Source organism: Methanobrevibacter sp. (assembly GCF_017940815.1).
In the GTDB taxonomy this organism is placed as follows: domain Archaea; phylum Methanobacteriota; class Methanobacteria; order Methanobacteriales; family Methanobacteriaceae; genus Methanocatella.
The window spans coordinates 1-20,842 of the sequence record NZ_JAGAXX010000076.1 but is presented as its reverse complement, the minus strand read 5'-3'; the positions used below and the strand labels follow the sequence as shown (position 1 = coordinate 20,842).

Annotated in this window: 22 protein-coding genes; 19 read left to right on the top strand and 3 right to left on the bottom strand. The window is 38.6% G+C overall.

Annotation, left to right across the window (positions count from 1 at the left end):
* Window positions 1-483: 483 nt before the first annotated feature.
* From ILA26_RS08920 to ILA26_RS08905, 4 genes are all read left to right on the top strand, one after another.
* On the top strand, window positions 484-1,695 hold the full coding sequence (locus ILA26_RS08920) for an ATP-binding protein (protein ID WP_292896474.1): 1,212 nt from the start codon (window positions 484-486) through the stop codon (window positions 1,693-1,695).
* A gap of 69 nt (window positions 1,696-1,764) precedes the next feature.
* The gene (locus tag ILA26_RS08915) at window positions 1,765-2,658 is read left to right on the top strand and encodes a hypothetical protein (protein ID WP_292896470.1); all 894 of its coding nucleotides are present in this window, start codon (window positions 1,765-1,767) and stop codon (window positions 2,656-2,658) included.
* 124 nt (window positions 2,659-2,782) lie between these two features.
* The gene (locus ILA26_RS08910) at window positions 2,783-3,232 is read left to right on the top strand and encodes a hypothetical protein (protein ID WP_292896468.1); all 450 of its coding nucleotides are present in this window, start codon (window positions 2,783-2,785) and stop codon (window positions 3,230-3,232) included.
* Window positions 3,233-3,513: 281 nt separating this feature from the next.
* Window positions 3,514-4,218 (top strand): zinc ribbon domain-containing protein, encoded by a 705-nt coding sequence (locus tag ILA26_RS08905; protein ID WP_292896466.1) that lies wholly within the window; start codon window positions 3,514-3,516, stop codon window positions 4,216-4,218.
* 81 nt (window positions 4,219-4,299) lie between these two features.
* Here the strand turns inward: ILA26_RS08905 and ILA26_RS08900 are convergent, their stop codons facing one another.
* Window positions 4,300-4,587 carry a MarR family transcriptional regulator gene (locus tag ILA26_RS08900; protein WP_292896464.1) on the bottom strand — a complete coding sequence of 96 codons (288 nt, stop codon included), beginning with the start codon at window positions 4,585-4,587 and terminating at the stop codon, window positions 4,300-4,302.
* Between the two features lie 153 nt (window positions 4,588-4,740).
* On the opposite strand from ILA26_RS08900, the gene ILA26_RS08895 reads away from it, so the two are divergent.
* Genes ILA26_RS08895 through ILA26_RS08855 form a run of 9 tightly spaced genes read left to right on the top strand, consistent with a single transcriptional unit; the run spans window position 4,741 to window position 13,512 of the window.
* Entirely contained in the window at window positions 4,741-5,670 is a 930-nt protein-coding gene (locus tag ILA26_RS08895) for an SseB family protein (RefSeq protein WP_292896472.1), read from the top strand.
* Between the two features lie 53 nt (window positions 5,671-5,723).
* Window positions 5,724-7,175 carry an AAA family ATPase gene (locus tag ILA26_RS08890; RefSeq protein WP_292896463.1) on the top strand — a complete coding sequence of 484 codons (1,452 nt, stop codon included), beginning with the start codon at window positions 5,724-5,726 and terminating at the stop codon, window positions 7,173-7,175.
* A complete protein-coding gene (locus tag ILA26_RS08885; protein WP_292896462.1) occupies window positions 7,165-8,247 on the top strand; it encodes a hypothetical protein in 1,083 nt (360 codons plus the stop codon). Before ILA26_RS08890 ends, ILA26_RS08885 begins: the two co-directional genes overlap by 11 nt.
* A gap of 57 nt (window positions 8,248-8,304) precedes the next feature.
* Entirely contained in the window at window positions 8,305-10,197 is a 1,893-nt protein-coding gene (locus ILA26_RS08880) for an ATP-dependent DNA helicase (protein WP_292896460.1), read from the top strand.
* A 37-nt stretch (window positions 10,198-10,234) separates the two neighbouring features.
* Window positions 10,235-11,125 (top strand): hypothetical protein, encoded by an 891-nt coding sequence (locus ILA26_RS08875; RefSeq protein WP_292896458.1) that lies wholly within the window; start codon window positions 10,235-10,237, stop codon window positions 11,123-11,125.
* 37 nt (window positions 11,126-11,162) lie between these two features.
* Window positions 11,163-11,729, top strand: coding sequence for a hypothetical protein (locus ILA26_RS08870; protein ID WP_292896456.1), 567 nt, complete (start codon window positions 11,163-11,165; stop codon window positions 11,727-11,729).
* 54 nt (window positions 11,730-11,783) lie between these two features.
* On the top strand, window positions 11,784-12,932 hold the full coding sequence (locus tag ILA26_RS08865) for a hypothetical protein (RefSeq protein WP_292896454.1): 1,149 nt from the start codon (window positions 11,784-11,786) through the stop codon (window positions 12,930-12,932).
* Complete coding sequence (locus ILA26_RS08860; protein WP_292896452.1) at window positions 12,932-13,225, top strand: hypothetical protein; 294 nt, start codon at window positions 12,932-12,934, stop codon at window positions 13,223-13,225. Before ILA26_RS08865 ends, ILA26_RS08860 begins: the two co-directional genes overlap by 1 nt.
* A complete protein-coding gene (locus tag ILA26_RS08855; protein ID WP_292896450.1) occupies window positions 13,222-13,512 on the top strand; it encodes a hypothetical protein in 291 nt (96 codons plus the stop codon). The genes ILA26_RS08860 and ILA26_RS08855 overlap by 4 nt, the downstream gene beginning before the upstream one ends.
* Before the next feature lie 27 nt (window positions 13,513-13,539).
* Here ILA26_RS08855 and ILA26_RS08850 read toward each other — a convergent pair whose 3' ends face one another.
* Complete coding sequence (locus ILA26_RS08850; protein WP_292896448.1) at window positions 13,540-13,911, bottom strand: hypothetical protein; 372 nt, start codon at window positions 13,909-13,911, stop codon at window positions 13,540-13,542.
* A gap of 41 nt (window positions 13,912-13,952) precedes the next feature.
* Entirely contained in the window at window positions 13,953-15,044 is a 1,092-nt protein-coding gene (locus ILA26_RS08845) for a cation diffusion facilitator family transporter (protein ID WP_292896446.1), read from the bottom strand.
* A 108-nt stretch (window positions 15,045-15,152) separates the two neighbouring features.
* Between ILA26_RS08845 and ILA26_RS08840 the strand changes: the two genes are divergently transcribed.
* From ILA26_RS08840 to ILA26_RS08815, 6 genes are all read left to right on the top strand, one after another.
* Window positions 15,153-15,578 (top strand): universal stress protein, encoded by a 426-nt coding sequence (locus ILA26_RS08840; RefSeq protein ID WP_292896444.1) that lies wholly within the window; start codon window positions 15,153-15,155, stop codon window positions 15,576-15,578.
* Window positions 15,579-15,586: 8 nt separating this feature from the next.
* Window positions 15,587-15,973 (top strand): hypothetical protein, encoded by a 387-nt coding sequence (locus ILA26_RS08835; protein ID WP_292896442.1) that lies wholly within the window; start codon window positions 15,587-15,589, stop codon window positions 15,971-15,973.
* Between the two features lie 31 nt (window positions 15,974-16,004).
* Window positions 16,005-18,377: a CDP-glycerol glycerophosphotransferase family protein gene (locus ILA26_RS08830; RefSeq protein ID WP_292896440.1), complete on the top strand. Its 2,373-nt coding sequence runs from the start codon at window positions 16,005-16,007 to the stop codon at window positions 18,375-18,377.
* A gap of 45 nt (window positions 18,378-18,422) precedes the next feature.
* On the top strand, window positions 18,423-19,364 hold the full coding sequence (locus ILA26_RS08825) for a LicD family protein (RefSeq protein ID WP_292896438.1): 942 nt from the start codon (window positions 18,423-18,425) through the stop codon (window positions 19,362-19,364).
* Window positions 19,345-20,304, top strand: a complete 960-nt coding sequence (locus ILA26_RS08820) for a LicD family protein (protein WP_292896436.1) — start codon at window positions 19,345-19,347, stop codon at window positions 20,302-20,304. The genes ILA26_RS08825 and ILA26_RS08820 overlap by 20 nt, the downstream gene beginning before the upstream one ends.
* A gap of 12 nt (window positions 20,305-20,316) precedes the next feature.
* Window positions 20,317-20,842, top strand: a 526-nt coding sequence (locus ILA26_RS08815; RefSeq protein WP_292896434.1) for a LicD family protein, incomplete at its 3' end; no start/stop codon positions are given.

Below are 20,842 nucleotides of genomic sequence, written 5' to 3'. Positions count from 1 at the left end.
CTATGGTAAGCCACATACTTTGCAATTTCTTCATCCAGAGCTGTTTTTTTAACTTTATTTAAAACATCAATTGTAGATTTTCCTGACATAATTTATTATTTGTCAGCCATCTATAATAAAAGTTTGGTAACTAACTATAATTAAACTATTTTTTTTATTCTACTAATTTGAAATCGACTAAATTCTTTGTATATTATCAAAAAAATACTTAATTAAGCTATTTTTATCATTGTTTTTTAAGTTAAGGTGTTTATTCATTATTTTTTCATGTTTGAAGCAATTGTTGTATGATTTTATTAAATTGATTTTATTTTAAAGCAAAATTACTTAAATGCGTAAGTTTAATCTATTATTAGACATGAGTTTAATCGTCGACTGTACTCGACAATTATATAAAAATTACTTATTTTGTAGATTGTACTCGACAAAATTTATATATTTTGAGATACAAAACTTAATTCGATGAGCAGTGAAGTGATGAAAATGATAAAAAGGGAACTATACCTGAGCCAAATTGAAAGGCTAATAGATAAGGAACCCATAAAAATCATAACAGGAGTTCGAAGAAGCGGAAAGACATATCTGCTGAAAAGCATTCGGGAGGAATTGAAAAGCAGGGGTGTGGATGAGGAAAACATATTCCTGATTTCCTTTGAATCAATGAGATACAATAGGATTGAAGACTTCAGGCAGCTGGACGAATGCATAATGAACCTGACTGAAAACGCAAGGGGAAAGGTTTATCTTCTGTTTGATGAAATACAAAACGTGAAAAACTGGGAGAGGAGCATAAACGCATGCAGGGTGGACCTTGACTGCGACATCTACATCACAGGATCCAACTCTGAGCTGCTTTCAGGTGAAATGGCAACGCTGATTTCAGGAAGATACTATCAGATTAATGTCTACCCATTTTCATTTGCGGAATTCCTGCAGTATAAAAGGGAAATGGAAAACAAAGACACCTCAGACCTTGACAAGCTATTCAGCGAATATGTGGAATATGGAGGAATGCCTCCGATACAGCAGGTGGCGGAACAGGACAAGTATTCATATCTCGCAGACATTTACGACACGATACTTCTCAATGACATTGTCACAAGGCACAACATCAGAAACACGGACATGCTCAACAGGATACTCGATTATGTGATAATGAACTTTGGAAAAAAGTTCTCTGCGGGAAACATTGCCAAATATGTGAAACATGAGGGAAGGAAACTTGCAAAGGACACCATACTTGATTATCTTTTATACTCAAAAAATGCATGTTTCATACATAAGGCGCCGAGAGAGGACATCAAGGGAAAAAAGGTGCTTGAACACAATGAAAAATACTTCCTGGTTGACCATGGGTTCTACCAGGCAAGATTTGGTGAAATAGAAAACATGGGCTCGATCCTTGAAAATATTGTATACATTGAGCTTCTCAGAAGAGGTTACGATGTAAAAGTTGGAATGATCGGCAAAAATGAAATAGATTTCGTCTGCAGAAAGGATAAGGAAAAAATCTATATTCAGGTTACATATCAATTGGAAAATGATGAAACTAAGGACAGGGAATTTTCAGGACTTGAAAAAATCAACGACAACTTTGACAAGTACGTATTGAGCATGGACAAGCTGGACTTTTCAGGAAACGGACTGAAACACAGAAACATCATAGACTTCTTGATTTCTGAGTATATACATTAACAAAATCATTTCAGATTACTTTAAATCAAATAACAACCATAATATCATTATCGGCCATGTGGTGATAGAATGCCAAACTACAGAAAGGAACTTTTGGACGCCAAGAAGGCATACAAGGCAAAGGACTATGAGGTAGCCTATGAGATTTACTCCAATCTATATGGTGAGGCTCCATTTGACAATTCGACCAGGTACTCCTATGCATGGACAATCTACCAGCTGAAAATCAGGGATTACCAGTCAAGAGATGAGCTTATGGAATCCGCTGAACTGGTAACTGAATTGACCCGCCAGAACAACCTCAACTTCACCAAGATGTGCGTCTACACAATGAGCGTGTTCAAGGTCCTGAAACTCCTATACTATGAAAGGGAATATGATGAGCTTCCCCACTGGCTTGATAAGATCAACCCGGACCTTCTTGACCAGGTCAGATACAATAGGAATGGCGAGATGTATCCGTCAAACATGGAAAGCTATTACGTCTGGGCGTCAGTGACATATCTCAAGCTTGAGGACTATGAGAAGTGCATAGAGGTTTCAAGGCGTGCCCTTTCAAAGCTGAACAAGTTCACACACAACAACGCCGAGTTCTTCCAGTGGAGGCTTGCAAAATCCCTTCGCCAAATCGGGGAGTATGAGCAGTCCCTGAAGTTTTTGAAAATCATCCAGCTTGACGAGTGGTATGTAGACAAGGAGATTGCCGAAAACTATTATGCCCTGAACGATAAAAATCAGGCATTGGAGCATGCCGTCAAGGCTGCCCTTAAAGGCGGGCCGATGGACATGAAGTACAACCTTTACCGACTGATTGCAGAGATTCTATATGAAACCGACCCTGAAATGGCACTGAAGCATGACGAGCTTTGTGACTTGATTTTAAATGAGGAAAGTGAAGGTAAAATTGAGCTTGAAAGTGAATTGGTTGATTTCTGGAATGTTTTAGTCAGGGATTTTAACTAATTTTTTTTTAATAATGTTTTGCATTTTAGGTTTATTTTATATTATATAAATGTTTTTGAAGTGCACAATTGCACAAAATCGCACTTCCAGTACTTTAAATATAAATTAATGACTATTTATCTTCATGACAAGTCAAATAGTTGTGTTGAACAAAAAAAGATCGTTTGCATTAAGTGAGTCTACACTGATTCTCGATGGATTCAAATCATATGATGGCGAAGAGAAGATATTCAAAATTTCAGACAAACTTTCAGCTGTGATTTTGGTTTCTGGAAATGGTAGGTTGGATAAGCAAAAATTTAACCTAACCGAATCAATATTTGCCTTAAGATATCAAAACCTTAATATACTACTTAATAGTAACTTGTGTATAACAGGGTGTGATAACATGATAACATGCGACGTATGCGGACACTTGAACAGCCCAGAAAGGGCTACATGTGCAAATTGCGGGTCTGATTTGTCAGACAGTCCCGACTGGGACATATATGACATAGATGACTTCGGCGATGACATGCTTGACTTTGACGATGCGGAAGAGCTGGGATACGTTGATCCCGACGACTACGAATGAGGTGAAAACATGTGGGAATGCGAATACTGCGGTGAGATGAACGACGACGACACCGACGTTTGTGAAAACTGTGGCTCAATCTATGGAGTGAACATGGGTTGGGTTGGCGAAAACTGCTGATGGTTTTAATATATAATGTTCAAATCGATACGATATACCAAAATCCATATTGGATTTTGCCTTCAATTTTTAATTTTTCATCATTTTTTCTTATTTTGTTTAATTTTATTCCAATAATGGGAATAAGATAATATATTTATTCTAAAACTATACATATTATTATGGAACTTAAAAATTTTTTTAAAAATTCTTCAAACGATACATATAATCAAAACATGGATTTGCTTGAGGACTATGACCTCATCACCCCATTGGGTTCTCCAAGCAAGCTGTTTTTGAAATTCCTGAAATCCAAGAAACTGGAAATCAAGGATGATGAGCTCACAGTTGAGATTATAGAGGAGTTTGAGGATTCCATAGATTCCATAAACCTCAAGGTCTCAAAGATTCAGAAGGAAAAGGAGGCCATATTCAAGCAGCAAAAGGTATGGATTAACATCCTTCAGGAAGATGAATGGGTCGGAACAGATTTGTTCCTGCGCCATGACGGAATAGAGGTCGACGCCACAGGAGACGAGCTTTCCTACTCCGAAATGGTCGATATTGAGATATCAGATGGGGGATGGTCCAAAAACAGGTTCACCATCGCCACATATGATGAGGATTTTGTCTTTGAAATCAACGAGAACAAGGCGATTCCACTTAAGGAAATCCTAGAGGACAACATCTCACACCAGAACCATGACGAGTTCGATGACTTGCTTGAGCTTTATGCCCTTTTTGATGAGGGAAAGATTTCAGAAGAGGAACTGGAAGTCAGAAAGGCCTTGATTTACAGCGATGACGCCTACTGCACAAACTGTGGCCACAAGCTGGATATCGATTCAGATTTCTGCTCCAACTGTGGGCATGAAGTTGAAAAATGAATGTAATTTCGGCTAAATCGGTAATGCTGATGGATTGAATAGGTATCTATGTTTCATGATGCTAATCTTATTTGAGTAAGATTAGCCCTTATTGTTTTCGATTATTTCAAGTATCATGGTTCCCAAATCGGTGATTTGATATATTCTTCCCTTTTTTGCCTTTTCATTTCTGCAGATGACAAGTTTGTTGTCTTTAAGGTCATTCAGTGCGGTAGATATCTGATAGTCTCTGAGTTTGGTCTTTTGTGTTATTTCTGAGGGCATTAAAAATTCTTTTTCCAATGATTTTAGCGTTTTATACCTTGATTGGGATATCTTGATATGTCCGATTAGTTCCCATATTTCGTCTTCATCAAAGTTGCTTTTCATGTATATCTTTTTTATTTAACATTAATCACTTTATTATTTTTTAGATTATTTTCATTTTATTTTACTTTACTTGTATTTATTAACAACTTATAAATATGGTCTTTTTTTAAACTATTAAATAAGACTATAAATAAATATAACTCCGTGATTACAATGATAAATGCAGCAATTACCAATAATTATCTAAAGGATATTATCTTTGAAGTTAAGGATTATCTCGATGATGGCAAGGATGTTCCTGAAAATCTCTTTGTCAGGCTGGTCAAGGAGCTTGGAGTGTCAAGCCTTTTGATTCCGGGCGTCATTGAGGATGAAACCCTCAACTTTGAAATTCTTGTTTCAGATGATGATGAAAAAAACGTTCTTCCCTTGTTCTGTGACTATGGGGAGTTTGTCGACTATTACGGTGACGAGCCGGAATTCGACCCGATACCAAACAATATAGAGTTCTATGTTGACCTGCTTAGGGACAATGGTTTTGACGGACTGATAATCAACCCTGCAAATGAGGACTTGTTCATGGGATCAGACTTGCTTTTTGAAATTCCCTTCTCACTCAATGTCGAAATCAAGGATAATTTTGAAGGATATGGTCCGGACAAGCTATTGGACATTGCTCAAGGCGTCACCAACGACTCATTGGTTGAGTTTATGAGAAACGATGGAGACAGCTTTGAGGCCCTCATGATTGAGCTTACTAAAGCAAACCTTCTCAACGTCATTGTCAGCGACGAGGACCTGTCAAAATATGCTGTCGACGGCGTTATCTCCGTCAGGGATTCGGGGGATTTCACATTGTGCACAACAGGCGATGACGAAAGCCAGTTCGGAATACTCTTCACCGCCAAGGATGCGATAACACAGACAATCGATGATGAGTCCGGCCTGCATTACTATTACCAGCTTGCCATGTTCGACGATTTCATGAAATTCATCCTCCAAAGCGATATGGATGGGATAATCATAAATCCCGGCATGGATGACTATCTGATTTCAAGGGAGTACCTTCTTGAGGCCTATGGCGGACTTGATTATGGAAACCCTAGTTTTAAAAATGCAATAGCTTATGCATTTTTACTATAATTTCTTTTTTTCAACACAACTTATATTATATAGATTTCAATAAAATATTTATCATGATAGAGTGGACAGTTTGCAACAATTGCGGAAAGATTCTGGATAGCTCCCAATCCACATGCCCCACATGTGGGCAGGATGTTGAGAAAATAGGCATGGAATACCTGAAAAATGAGTTGGTCAAGCTAAAGTTCCTGGTCAACACCCTAAACATTTTCAAGCCATACTGCGAGACAATAAGCGACTTGAACGTGTCAATCGAAAGTGTCATACTTGATGACTTGTTCAAATGGTTCGCATATCTCGGATTGGGTGACGGAGTAATTACAGACAATGAGCTTGAATTCATCAACACGCTATTGGATGCCAGCTACTCAAAAGAGGATATAATGGAACTGTCCGATTTGAAACTTGACTCCACTCAACTCTTATCCTTCAAGTGCCTTGAGGAGCTCGACTCATTCGGAAGGACCTTTGACATGAACAACATAAACTCCCCGAATGAGCTTTACGAATGCTACAAGCTTTTCGGAAAGTTCTTCATTACAGTCGACAACCGGCTTGATGATAATGTCCTTGGGGCCTATGAAGACTACATTGCCCTTTTAAAGGAACAATATGGAAACGTCACAGACAGGCCAATCAGCCTCAATTTGGGTTCTGATGAAGATGTTCCCGAAGATGAAGAGGAATCACTTGAGGACTGCATGGATGAGCTCAATAGGTTGATAGGTCTTGAGAATGTCAAAAAGGACGTCAATTCACTGATCAATCTTGTTCAAATCAGAAAGATTCGCCAATCCCGTGGAATAAAGCAGCCTTCAATGAGCCTTCACCTGGTGTTCAGCGGAAACCCAGGAACCGGAAAGACCACTGTTGCAAGGCTCCTTTCAAAAATCTACAATAAGATCGGAATCCTATCCAAGGGCCACCTGGTTGAAACCGACAGGTCAGGACTTGTGGGAGGATATGTCGGTCAGACTGCAATAAAAACCCAGGATGTAATCAAGTCCGCAATGGGAGGAATACTGTTCATCGATGAGGCATACAGTCTTGCAACAAGCAGCGAAAACGACTATGGAAAAGAGGCCATTGACACCATATTGAAGGCAATGGAGGACAATCGTGATGACCTGATAGTGATTGTGGCAGGATACACACAGCTGATGGATAACTTCCTTCATTCAAATCCTGGTCTCGAGTCACGTTTCAACAAGTTCATCGAATTCAAGGACTATGATGCAGATGAGCTCTATGACATATTCATGCTGATGGCGGGGGAGGCCAACCTCACAGTCGACGATGCAGGTGAGGAGTATCTAAGGCAGTATTTTGACAGGATGGTTGACAACAAGCCTGACAACTTTGCAAATGGAAGGGCGGTCAGGAACCTATTTGAAGAGGTTCTTACAGCACAGGCAAATCGCCTGGCGCCCCAAAAGGAAATAACTGATGAAGAATTGAATACCTTAACATATGAAGATTTTCTAGTTGATGAAGATGAAGACTAAAACTTGTGTGAAATGCGGAAACGAAGTGGATGTCGCTACACGCTATTGTGCCAAATGCGGCGGCAGTGATTTTAGACAAAGGGCGGAAGTCATAAGAAAGGGCAAACCGTCCCGGATACATAAGATATTCTATTGGGACTATGACGGCCAGTACGTGATTTCAAAGTCAAAGGTGGCTGCAATAATCACATTCATAATATGGTTCCCTTTAAACCTTCCATTCGCTCCGGCGGCGATGTTCTTTGTTGGATTGATATTTGCATTTATCGTATTTTTAATAGGATTTGCACTGAAGACCATACTTCCAAAGCCTTCACAGGTAGTATTGAACCACAATGACTACGGGCTTTTCACCGATTTGAAACATCTGTTCTTATACTGGCAGAATAAGCGCACAGGGGAATTCGTACTTGCAAAGACAAAGGTAATAAGTTTAATACTCTTTGTGCTGTTCACAATGTTCGCATTGACATTGCCTATAACAACAGCCTTTGCATCAGTCGTTTTCGGATTGGTGTTGGACACTCCGGCATTCCTTATAGGTACTGCAATCCACAAGTTCACAAATCCGAATCCTGTCAATCCTAAAAGGGAAATACCAAAACAGAAGGAAATTCCTAAACCGGATAAGGCTCCAAAAACAGAGCCTGCCGTTGAAGAGATTTCTGAAGAAAGCGTGATTTCAGGATATGGCTACTATAAGGACAAAATCAATGCGCTGTCAAAAGAGTATTCACAGAAGGAAGCTCATACCCGTGACTTGATTGAAAAGCGTTTCGCTCCTCCGCAATTGACATACACCAGATTCATAGGAGTGGTTGACAAGTCAACAAAAATGTTCAATGAACAGGCTGATTCAGCATTGACAATGATTGACCTTGCTAGCGAATACTCATCAAAGGTTGAAAACGAAATCAAGTCAAAAATAAACATTATGGAAACAATCATAGACAAGATGGATGACCTTACCAATGAGCTTGTGCTGACAATGGAAAAGTCAGATGACCATGAAGTCAAAAGCCTATTTGAGGACATGTCAAATCTGATTAGCTCAGTCAACGATTATGACTAAATACTTTTCAAATGCTCTTTGGTTAACCTTTAAATACACTTCGGATAAAATATTTCTATGAATAAATTGATGGATTGGCAGTACAGCGACTATTCAAAAATCGATCCTGCGGCTCTAAAGCATTTCCCATTCGACAATCCAAGGGATGCACAGCTTGAAACAATCTCGGAAATCATTGACGCCATCAATCAGGGATTCAAATACATTATTCTTGAAGCGGGAACAGGTACGGGAAAATCAGCCATAGCCGCAACGCTTGCAAACATATACGATTCATCATACATTTTAACCATCACCAAACAGCTTCAGGACCAATACCTAAAGGACTTTGAGGATTTCACTTTAGTCAAGGGAAGGTCCAACTTCAAGTGCAAAAGCTATCTTGAGGACAATGTGCTTCAGTCATGCGATGAGGGAAAGTGCATCGTCGAGGGCCACATGTGCAAGTATTCCATGAAAAACGAGAACCCTCCGACATGCCCCTATTACCGTCAAAAGTGCATTGCCCTAAACTCCAAGTCAGTCATTACCAACTACCACTACATGTTTCTGGAGCTCAACTACGTCAAGGATTTCACAAAAAGGGACTTGCTCATCTGTGACGAGGCCCATAATCTGGAATCCATGCTGATGACTCAATTGAAACTTGAATTTTCAAAAAAGGAGCTTAAGGAATACATCAAATATGACCTGACCTATGATGAGATTTATGACTTGAACAACGGATCATACTCGGATTGGATACATTTCATAGAGGAGATAAAATCCAAATACATCAAGGAGCTGAGCAAGATTGAGAACGTATCCAAGGTAGAGCTTCTTCAAAAGATCTCATCCCTAAAACAGAAGATAAATGACTGCAACCGCTTCATAACAAACATCAACTTCGACCCCCACAGCTGGATAGTGGACTTTGATGAGGAGTTTGAAATATTGGAGTTCAAGCCAATCAAGATAGAAAACTATGCAGTAAACTCATTGTTCGACTATGCCGACGTTTGCCTCTTTATGAGTGCGACAATACTTGATTATAATCTCTTTGCCAAATGGCTGGGAATACCTGCTGACGAGATTTATGCGATTAGAAGAAAGACACCCTTTGACAACAGGAGAAATCCGATAATTGTGCCAAGCGGGTACAACCTGTCAAGATTCAACATCAAGGTTAATGCTCCAAAAACAATAGGGCTAATAGAGAAAATACTCAATGACCATAAGGGCGAAAAGGGAATAATCCATACGGTAAGCGGACAGTGCATGAGCTATCTGATGGATAATGTCAATGACAATCGTCTTATTGCCCACAACAACAAGAACCGTTCTGAAGTTCTTGAAGAGTTCAGGCAAAGTCCAAATCCTCTGGTTCTCGTTTCCCCGTCAATGGATGAGGGGGTCGACTTGCCTGGAGACGAATGCAGGTTTCAGATAGTCTACAAGATTCCATATCCTGATCTTGGAAGCAAGCAGGTCAAGGCGCGCATGCAGATAGACAGCGACTGGTATGACTATAAGACCAGTTTGAGGCTTGTTCAGACACATGGTCGTGGAATGAGATATGAGGATGACTTCTGCAAGACATATTTCATAGACAATCGATTGAAGAACTATGTTTTATCGTCAAAATTCATTCCGCAGGATTTCAAGAATCTTATTAGTCCGCATGACAACGTAAAGACAAACATGTTGATTGTAGAGGGTGAAAACTACCTGAAAGGCAATGACTTGGAAAAAGCCATTATGCATTTCAAAAAGATGATTTATGATGATGTTGATGATTATAGGGTTTACCTTAACCTGTCAAGGGCATATCATGAAACCAGCCTTTATGAGGAGGAGCTTCAGGTGATATTCCAGTACCTGTCAAATCATCCGACAGACTTCAAGCATTTCAGGAAGAGCCTGGAGATGCTGGAGGCAATGGGATATTTCGACCTTGCCCAGATGGATTAGCAAAACTTGTAAATATAATTTTCAATAAACTAATATCATGACCAATCATAAGCATCTGAGAGTTGTAATTGAGGATATCTACTCAAACAACAATAAACTGAACGAGAATTTGGCTTTGAAACTAATCAATGAATTCAGATATTCCAACCTGTATATTGCAGCTCGAAAGGAGAACAACACCTTGAATTTCATCACTTATGATTATGAGGACCTTAAGCTCACCGCACTTTTCACAGACCCTGACGAGTTCAACAAGTTTCACCATGAGGGGGATGTGCAGCTGCTTCAGAACTCCTTTGAACTTTATCAAAACATTCTCAAGACAACAGACATCGATGGATATATATTGAATCCCGCTTCTGAGAAATATCTCTTTACAAAGGAATTCATTTTGACAATATCCAATATCCCTAAGACAAGTTTTTACACAACCGATGCCTATTCGGGAGAGGAACTGTATGAGATGTATAGGTCCATTGACAATTCCGAGCTTGAGGAATACATTTCAGACCGCAATAATGTTGGCGATTATGAGGGATTGTTTGAACAGCTTTCCAATTCCCAGCCATTGACAATGATGGTTAGCGACATTGAAATCAATGAGGACATCATTGACTTAAAGAAAACCGGTCCTGTCGCCGGAATGTACACGGACAAGGTTGGAGGGATATATGTGACAATATTCTCATCAACAGACAAGATGAAATCAGTCAACACACAGAAGTTCAAGTACTCACAGCTTGTCAATCTTGCAATGCTTGTGAATTATGTTTTGAGTGAGGATTTGGACGGCATAGTCTTGAATCCCGAAAGCGACAACGTTCTGATTCCAAGATCAGTTCTTTTGAAATATTCCCTCGGTTTTGAAAGGTATGCCAATGATTTGAGATTGTGCGACACTCTCTACTACATGTTTGGATTGGATTAAAAAATTTTAATAATCACTTTTTTTAATATAATTTATTATGTCAGAATTATCCGAGTTAATCAAAATTAATAAGAATATAGAAGAGCAGAACGAAGAAATAATTCGTCTTTTGAAAAAAATAGCAGGGGAAAGTGAGTATGACAGTGGGAATCCTCTAGGCTATGTTCATTTGGAGTCACCTTATGAAAAGGCTGCTCAGGAGGATATTGATATGCCTCCTGTTTTAAACGACAGCCTTGATGTTGGTGAAGTGTATTTTATAGAACAAGACATCTTCAAAGTATCCATCAAAAATAATGAAGTAATGGTCGATAATTTAACAGGAGATAGTGAATGTGTTGATTCTTCTCTTGCGGAAATTGTTGCAAATGAATCCATTAAAAGAAATCTTAGTTTGGAAGATGGTACAGTAATACTGACTGAGACAACTAATGGAATGTTGCCGCAAACCATTAAGAAATGCATAGATGCGCAAGGCAAGAAGGCATTCCTTCCATGGGGACAGTCCCTTGAACTTGTTGGGGCACCTCAAAACTTGCAGACCATGATTCAAATAGATTTATACAGGACAAGCGAACAGCTGATTGAAAAACTGTTCGATTAAAAAATCAATTTAATTTATCTGGTAAAGGTTAAGATTACATAATTAGGTGATTGGATGTTAAGGGATCTCTCAAAGTTTTTAAAAGTGGATGAAGAAAAGGAAAATGCAATCCAGGATTTGCTTTTTAAATCACAGCATACAATGCTAAGAAGCAAGAAATTGGTTTTTGATGAAGAAAGAATGGAAATGTGTGAGAACCTTGAATTCGCTCCGTTCACCAAGTTTTGTCCGAAATGCCATCGAGAGTATCCCATGGATGAAAATGTCTGCTATGAATGTCTGGTGGCATTGAAAGACATCTCGGAAAAGACTCCAATCCATGACATCGAATCAAAACCTATATTCAGATTCTCCGGTGAAAATTCTTTAGATGACTTTGAAAGCATATTTTGCGAGTCAAATGTTGAAAAGGTCAATGAATTCAACATTAACATGAATGATTTGGAAAAAATCATAAGAAACATCAAATTGACTTCACTCAGGAATCTGGATGAGCTGATTAATGACAACTATGTTGACTTGAATGGCATAACCATTTTAGAGAAGGTGTTGCTGTTCACAAAGACTTTTGTCAATGTTGAATACAAGTCATACGGCCAGCAGCTTGGATATTTTGAATTTGAAACCGTAACAATCGATGACAGGCAGACTGCTTCGCTTCAAATCACCACGATGATACATGAGCTTTCACATTTTCTTTTAAAGGAGATTCTTGTTGGCGTCCTATGCAAATTGCTTGACTGTGCAAGCAACAGGTTCATCGACGTTATTGTCACATATGTTTTGGCTTACAGCAATTTCACACAGCTGATAGATGAATATTCCGCACACTGCTGCGAAGGCAGATTCACTGTCTACGGATATCAGGACTACTCATCATTCCTCAATATCATCGCCCAGATGGACGGGGAGATGAGCAGGGATGAAATAGAGATTACCAAATCCATTGGAAATACGTTTGCAAACGCAATAAAGGACATCCTTGAAATATTCATCGATAGGGATTTGCGGGAGGACATTAAAAGTAATTTCTTGAACTACCACTATGAAAGCCCAAATTATGAGATGCTTAAACTGGAAAACTGTGAAATGTTGACCGATGAGGGTTTTCTAAAGGCCATTTGGCTGATTATTTCAGAAGGCTTTGCTGCGGCAGGCGAAAATTTAGAAATTTTAAATGATTATCTTGAAGAGGCTAAATAATGAATGTTAAACAAATGATTATAAACTTAAATAAGGAGCATACAGGAGCTGAAATTGATATTGAAGATGCATTATTGACAATTATAACCAAATTCCAATTGTTCGAACCGTGCAACTACCTGTCCGAAGACGACGATTGGCTCAATGTTGCAATCATATCCATTGAGGATTCAAGCATTTCCCAACCGCTATGCATTCGCAAGAGCGAAATAACAACATTCGGTCTGTTCAACCGTGAAGAGATTGAATTGAATGTATCACCACAGCAAGGATCAGAGGACCTATACCAATGAAAGAGCTTATTTTTAAAGATGACTTTGACGTTGAGGAGGTCACGGACAAGATAAACAGTGTCATGTCAAAGTGGTCTGTTCAACTTCTCGACATCAACGGACCAAATTGGATAGTCTATAACTATGAAATGGAAGTCAAGTACCTTTTCCAGTTTCAGGTAAACTTCTATGACCTTGAAACACGCATAAAATTAGAAGATTTAAAATTAAATGTCATCCATCACATCGAATCTCTAAAGGATGAGACAACTTATAGGGATAACCTGACAAACGCAGTGTTTTTCTAAAATAAAAAAAGTAAGAATTAAATAAGATCATTTAATTCTTGTGTTGTAATATCTTACACCATCGGTATCGTAAGTGTACCATCTGTCTACTTCATCATCATATCCTTCACCGATAACAGTCACGTATGAATCAGTTTGAGGATTGTAGACTCTATAGGTAGCATTACTTGCGTTGGTGTCATTTCTTTTGGAATTGTCTCCAACAACAGTGTTGTTAGTTGCATTACCATTCTCGTCAATCATTATAACGTCTGTAGTGTTGTTTGCATCTGTTGAGTTTGTGATGTTGTTAACATCAGTAGCTTGTTGATTGCCGGTGCTGATAATGTATGCACTCACTGCAATAAGAGCAATTACTAGAATTGCAATAGCAATTAAAATGATTTTTTTCTTATCCATTAAAATCACCTAATAGTTATATTTGTCTTATCTAGTATATATTAGTCACTAACATCATAATCGTCAATCATCACATAATTGAACTCGGGATGTTTTTCCTTGATTTCTTTTAGGATATTTGCCTTTACGGCCTCACGGTCTGCATCAAAGTCAACGATGATATCGAAAGTGATTGTCTTTTCATCCTCATAGACGATGAAACCGTGTATCTCCAGCACTTCCTCATATTTTGAGGCGATATGGTACAGGTCGTCACGTATGTTGCTGTATGTGTTGTTGTGAGCGTAAATTCCAACTGTAAGAATTATGGAGAATTCCTTGAAGATTTTAAGTGAAATCTGTCTTGAGAGCTTTTGGATGTCCAGTGCGGTCAAGTCATCATCGATTTCAACATGGACTGACCCCTGCATGTCCTCAGGTCCGTAGTTGTGAAGGCTCAGGTCATATGCGCCGTAGACTCCAGGAACCTCAAGGATTGAAGTCTTGATTTTGCGGGATAGCTCTGAGTCGACCCTTGCACCGATCATGCTGTCCAGGGTTTCCCTAAGCATGTCTATACTTGCTTTTATGATTACTATGGAAATGATCACTCCCAGAATTCCCTCAAGTGATATGTGGAAGAATATTGAGATTATTGCAGCAACCAATGTTGAAAATGAAAGGATCGCATCAAAGAACGCATCGCTTCCGGATGCGACAAGTGCCTGTGAGTTTATGTCCTCACCGACGCGTTTGACGTACTGTCCCAATACGAACTTTACAACTACCGCAACAGCAACGATTATTAGGGAAACTGTTGTATAGTTGGTTACGTCTGGAGTGAATATCTTTGGCCAGGACTCCATGAACGCTGTGATACCTGCCCACAGCACAATGGCTGCAATTATCACTGATGAGAAATACTCGATACGGCCGTAACCGTAAGGGTGGTCCTTGTCAGGTGCCCTTCCAGCAAGCTTTGCTCCGATTATTGTGATTATTGAGGATAATGCATCTGTCAGGTTGTTTACCGCATCCAATGTGATTGCAATGGAATTTGTTGCAATACCCACAAATGCCTTGAATGCAACCAGAATGAGGTTTACTACAATTCCAATAATGCTTGTCTTAACTATTTTGTCTTGCCTTGACATGATTAAATATTCATTTTTTATAAATTTAAATCTATTTTTTTTTAAAGTGGATAAAGTATTATTAACTATGAAAACAAATATATAATTACGTATAAACTAGGTGCAGTTATGTATAAAAAAATATTATTACCAACAGATGGTTCAACGTATGCAGACCAGGCAGTCGAAAGAGTAACAAAATTAATTGCTGATGATGGCGAAATCATTGTATTGTCCGTTGCTGGTAAATTAACTTCAAGTGCATTTCAAAGTCGTAAAAAGGTTAAAAAAGTAAATGAAAGAATGAAAAAGGAAGCGGAAGTCGCTGTTAAAAACATGGTGGCTAAATTCGATGATGATTTGAATGTCAAGTCCATGGTAAGGATAGGTTTTCCGGCTGAAGAGATCAATAAGGCTGCATGCGAGGAAGGTGCTGATTTGATAGTAATCTCATCTTCAGGTAAAAGCGGCCTTCACAGATTTATTCTGGGAAGCGTTACCGAAAAGGTTCTAAAGACAGCAGACATTGATGTTTTACTTGTTCACAATGATTAGGTGGTTTGATGGTTAAGGTTAAGTCAGTTATAGTTCCAATAATATTGATTTTGATAATATTGGTTGGAGCTTTCATATTCATACAGGCCAATGCCCACAATACCAAGGTTGAAGTAATCAGCAATTCAACACTGAAAAATGGGGATGCGGTCCAAGTGGTCTTAAAGGACGAGTACAGAAACGTCTATCCTAATGAGAATATCCACATTAAGATTTTAGATGACCACGGATGGGCGGATAATTATGACGTCACTACAGACAATGAGGGTCAGGCTTCAGTAGTGCTGTCAACATTTGAAAATGGAAATTACACAATTCACACTAACTACAACGGAACCCTATTCAATAAGGCTTACCATGGTGTGGATTCATTAGCTATCGATGATGGATACTGATTCCATCCATATTTATTTTTTTGTGATTATTATGGGTTTTAAATCTAAATTGCTTAATTTTAAAGAGTGTGCTGTAAATTCAATGATTTACAAGACATATTATGATGATGATTTGGATGAAAAACTCGTCTATTTTGAATCCCGTGACGGGCTTGATTTTACAGGAAACATTTTCAGGATAGTTGAGGAACTCTCAACAGACAAGTATGGCGATTATAAAATTCATGTCCATGCAAAACCTAATGTTGTGGATAAAATCAAGGAATTTAAGAAGAATTACGATTTGAAAATCGACAAGATCATCACCAAAGAGGCAGTCGCAACCAGGACCCTTGAAAAGGCAAAATACATTTTCACAGACTCCGGAATCAGACCAAAATATGTCAAAAAGCAAGGTCAGGTATTCGTCAACACATGGCATGGAACCCCATTGAAGGTCATGGGTGCTGACAATGTTGCAGAGGAGCACAGGTTGGGAAATGTGCAACATCCCTTGCTTTCAAGCGATTATTTATTGTATCCTAATTATTACATGAAGGAAAGGATGCTTGAGTCATACATGATAGACAAGGTCTTTCCAGGAAGGATAGTGATGGAAGGCTATCCGAGAAACAGCGTATTCCTGAAGGATTCCTGGCTTAAGGAAAAGCTGGAGTTAACTGACAAGGAAATATTTGTCTACATGCCTACATTCAGGGGAGTTCTGATGGACCGTGATGACGACGGGCAGAAAAACGACGTTGAGGAGATTCTAACCAGATTGGATAATGAACTGAAGGACAACCAGATTCTATATGCAAAGCTGCATGTTCTAAACGAGTCCCAAATCGACTTTGAAAAGTTCTCTAACGTAAGGCCGTTTCCACAGGGCTATGAGATATATGACGTTCTGAACATGGCGGATGTGCTGATAACAGATTACTCAAGCGTATTCTTTGATTTTGCAAATACAAGAAGAAAGATTATTTTATTCAACTATGATGAAGAGGATTACATATCCTATAGGGGATTTTACAGGCCATTGGATTTGCTGCCGTTTCCAAAGGTTCAAACAATAGAAGAACTTGTTGAGGAGATGAATTCTCCAATAGATTATGATGTTGAAGGATTCATCGAAGAGTTCTGTCAATTCGACAATGCAGACGCTAGCGAAAGGCTCTGCAGACACATATTCCTTAATGAAAAAGTGTGCGTTGAGGAAAAAATTGAAAACGACAATCCGAACATCCTGATATTTGCAGGTGCACTTTACAAGTTCGGAATAGCTTCAGCATTGTTTAACCTGCTGAATAACGTCGACAGGACAAGATATAACTTTTTCATAACATTCAAGCAGTGGGAGGAAAACATCCTGCAAAACCATGAGGAGATCTTTGGCCTGATACCGGATAACGTCCAGGTGCTTCCGATAAGGTCCAATCTGATACCCACCGTCAAGGAAAAACTTGACTACAACAAGTTTTACCTGTCTGATGATAGGATGGACTGTCCAGATAAGCTAAAAAACCTCTTCAAGAGGTCATTTGACAAGCAATTCGGAAGCGTTGAATGGGACATGGTCATTGATTTTGACGGATATAACCATGATGAGACATTGATGTTTACCTCAAGCGACTTCAAAAGCAGCGTATGGGTTCACAATGACATGATTTCTGAAATAAAAACAAAGCACAACCAAAATCCAAATGTTTTAAGGCAGGCATACTCATCAGCGGATAATGTATGTGTTGTGTCTCCAAGTCTCATAAAGCCGACAAGTGAAATAAGCGGTCGTGAAGACAACATTCGCGTTGTCCACAACCTCAACGACTATGAATCAATTCTTAAAAGGTCAGATGAAAAGCCGCACCTTGATGAAAACACGGTTGTTTACAACAACGACATCGAATCCGTTTTGAGCAAGAATGAATTTAAGTTTATCACAGTCGGAAGATTTTCACCTGAAAAGGGTCATGAAAGACTGATATATGCATTCAATGAATTCTGTAAGGAGTACAACGGCGCCCAATTGATCATCATCGGAGGATATGGGGATGAATATGATAGGACCTGCAAGCTTCTTGATTCAATTGAATACGGTGATAATGTTACATTGATAAACAACATCTCAAACCCTATGCCGATTATTAGGGAATGTGACCTGTTCATATTGTCATCCTATCATGAGGGATGGCCTATGGTATTGATGGAGGCAGACACATTGTGCATTCCAATCATATCAACAGACATTCCCGCAACACGTGCAATGGGAGATTATGCTGGATGTATCGTTGAAAACTCCATGAAAGGCATTCTCAGGGGAATGCATGATTTTGTAGATGGCAAGGTGACCTGTAACAATTCAGATTTTGAAGAATATAATGAAAACGCTGTAAATGAGTTTTATAGCCTTTTAAAAAATTAAATTTATATATATTAACTGATAAAAACATTCATAATGGGGTGTACAATGTTTTCTCGAAAAGAAGAACAAATAAAAAAAGAAGATTTAATCCCTCGTAAGGATTATGATAAATTAAATGATTTAGTCAAAGTACATCAAGATTATTTGAATAATATTTTCGTATTCTATAAACTAAAGCCAACTCCATATTTGCAGAGCCTTCGTGATTTGTCCTATGAATTCCTAAGGCTTTTTGACAATATCTGCAAAAAATATGATTTGGACTATTGGATGGCTTATGGGTCATTGCTTGGTACCGTAAGGCACAATGACTTTGTTCCATGGGATGATGACTTGGACGTTGGAATGATGAGAAAGGACTATATGAAGCTAATTGAAGTAATAGAGTCTGAAATCGAAGCAAACAATTTGGAAAATTTCAAGTGCGCATATAAGATTGACAAGCATGACAAGGTTTCCAAAAGATGGTTCCAGATAAGCTATTACTTGCCTGACTACAATAGGAAAGTGATTGGAATAGACATTTTCCCTCATGATTTTATTGATGGCGAGGCAAGTGATGACTTTGAGGACAGGTATTACGATTCAAGAGCCAAATTCTATGACAGAAGAAAGAAATCGGATGATATGGATAAAATCACCCAACAGTTGTATGATGAATTGAATCTGAGCATGGAGCCTCAGGAATACTTTACCCATGGGGTGGAAAGTGTGCATGGAAAAGTGAACATGTTCAAGTTCCAGATTATCGAGACTAAAGAGCTGTTCCCTCTTCAAAGGGCAGAATTTGGAAAGATAGATGTTCCTATTCCAAACAATCCTCCGTTCTTTTTAAAATCCACTTATGGTAATAAATTTATGAGAATACCTAAAAAGATACGTGCTCATGGACGTTTAGCTTATTTCCATGAAATTGAAGGAATTATTGAAAGATTCAATGGTCTCAGTGGAGATATCAGAAAGGTAAATGATAGTTATGGTTTTTAATCCTTTTAAAAGAAATAAGAAAGAAAACATAATAGATGGCGATTATGTAACTAGAAAAGAGTTCAACAGACTTAAAAGGCAGATTGACACTCATCAGGATTACTTGAATAACATTTTCATATTCTATGAGCTGGAACCAACCCCATTTTTAGAGGAAATGCGTACACTCTCCTATGAACTGTTGACATTTTTCGACAATGTATGCAAGAAATATGGCTTGGAGTACTGGCTCGATTACGGAACATTGCTGGGGGCAATTCGCCACAGGGATTTCATTCCCTGGGATGATGACCTTGATGTTGGAATGATGAGAAAGGACATATTGAAATTGGCTGAGGTCTTCCAATCAGAAATAGACGGCAACGGATTGGAAAATGTTAACTGCGCATATAAGATTGACAAGCATGACAAGGTTTCCCAAAGATGGTTCCAGATTAACTTCAAACGCCCTGAATTCAAGGGAAAATTTGTAGGAATTGACGTTTTCCCGTATGATTATATCGAAGATCCAAAAAACATTGAAGACAAGTATTATGATTCAAGAGCCAAGTTCTATAAAAGAAGGCAGGACGGAATGGATATCAATGATGTTGTTGATGAGCTTTTCAGCGAGCTCAATTTGAGTTTTGAAAGGCAGGATTATATCGTTCCCGGTGTTGAAAATGTTCGTGGAAAAGTGAATATCTATCCGTTTGCGGTCATGGAGACTGATGACGTTTTCCCGACACATAAGGTTAAATTCGGAAAATCCTCATTATCTGCACCTAAGGACTCTCATGGTTATATCAAGAAAGTTTACGGCAAAAGGTATATGGAAATTCCATCCAAAATCAGGGATCACGGCCGTTTGAACAGGTATGTGAAACAGCCTCACATCATGGACATGCTCAAGGAATCAAATGCGATGCTTAAAAAAGCTAATGAAAACTTTAAATTTTAATCAAGGGTTAATATGTTTGACATATTCAAGAAGAAAAAGGAATCTGAAGCTCCTGATTATCCCACTAAAAAGGAGTTCAACGAATTGAAAAGGTTGATTGATACCCAACATGACTTTTTAAATAACATTTACCTGTTTCATGAGTTTGATAATGGATATTACATGGAGCTGATGAGAAGCATTTCATTTGAACTCTTTAAGTTTTTCAATTACGTATGTGAAAAGCACAATATTGAGTATTGGCTCGATTTTGGAACTTTGCTGGGTGCTGTTCGTCATGGGAACTTCATCCCTTGGGATGATGATTTGGATGTTGGAATGATACGTTCCGAATACTTGAGGTTTATAGATGTTGTCCAAAAGGAGATAGATGACAGCGGACTTATTGATGTAGTTGCAGTTTTCAAGGTTGATGTTAAGGATAGAATATCCCGTAGATGGTTCCAAATAGAGTTCAGAAGGCCTGAGTTTAGAGGAAAGTTCATAGGAATAGATATTTTTCCATATGATTACATTTCAAACCCTAGTGATGACCTTG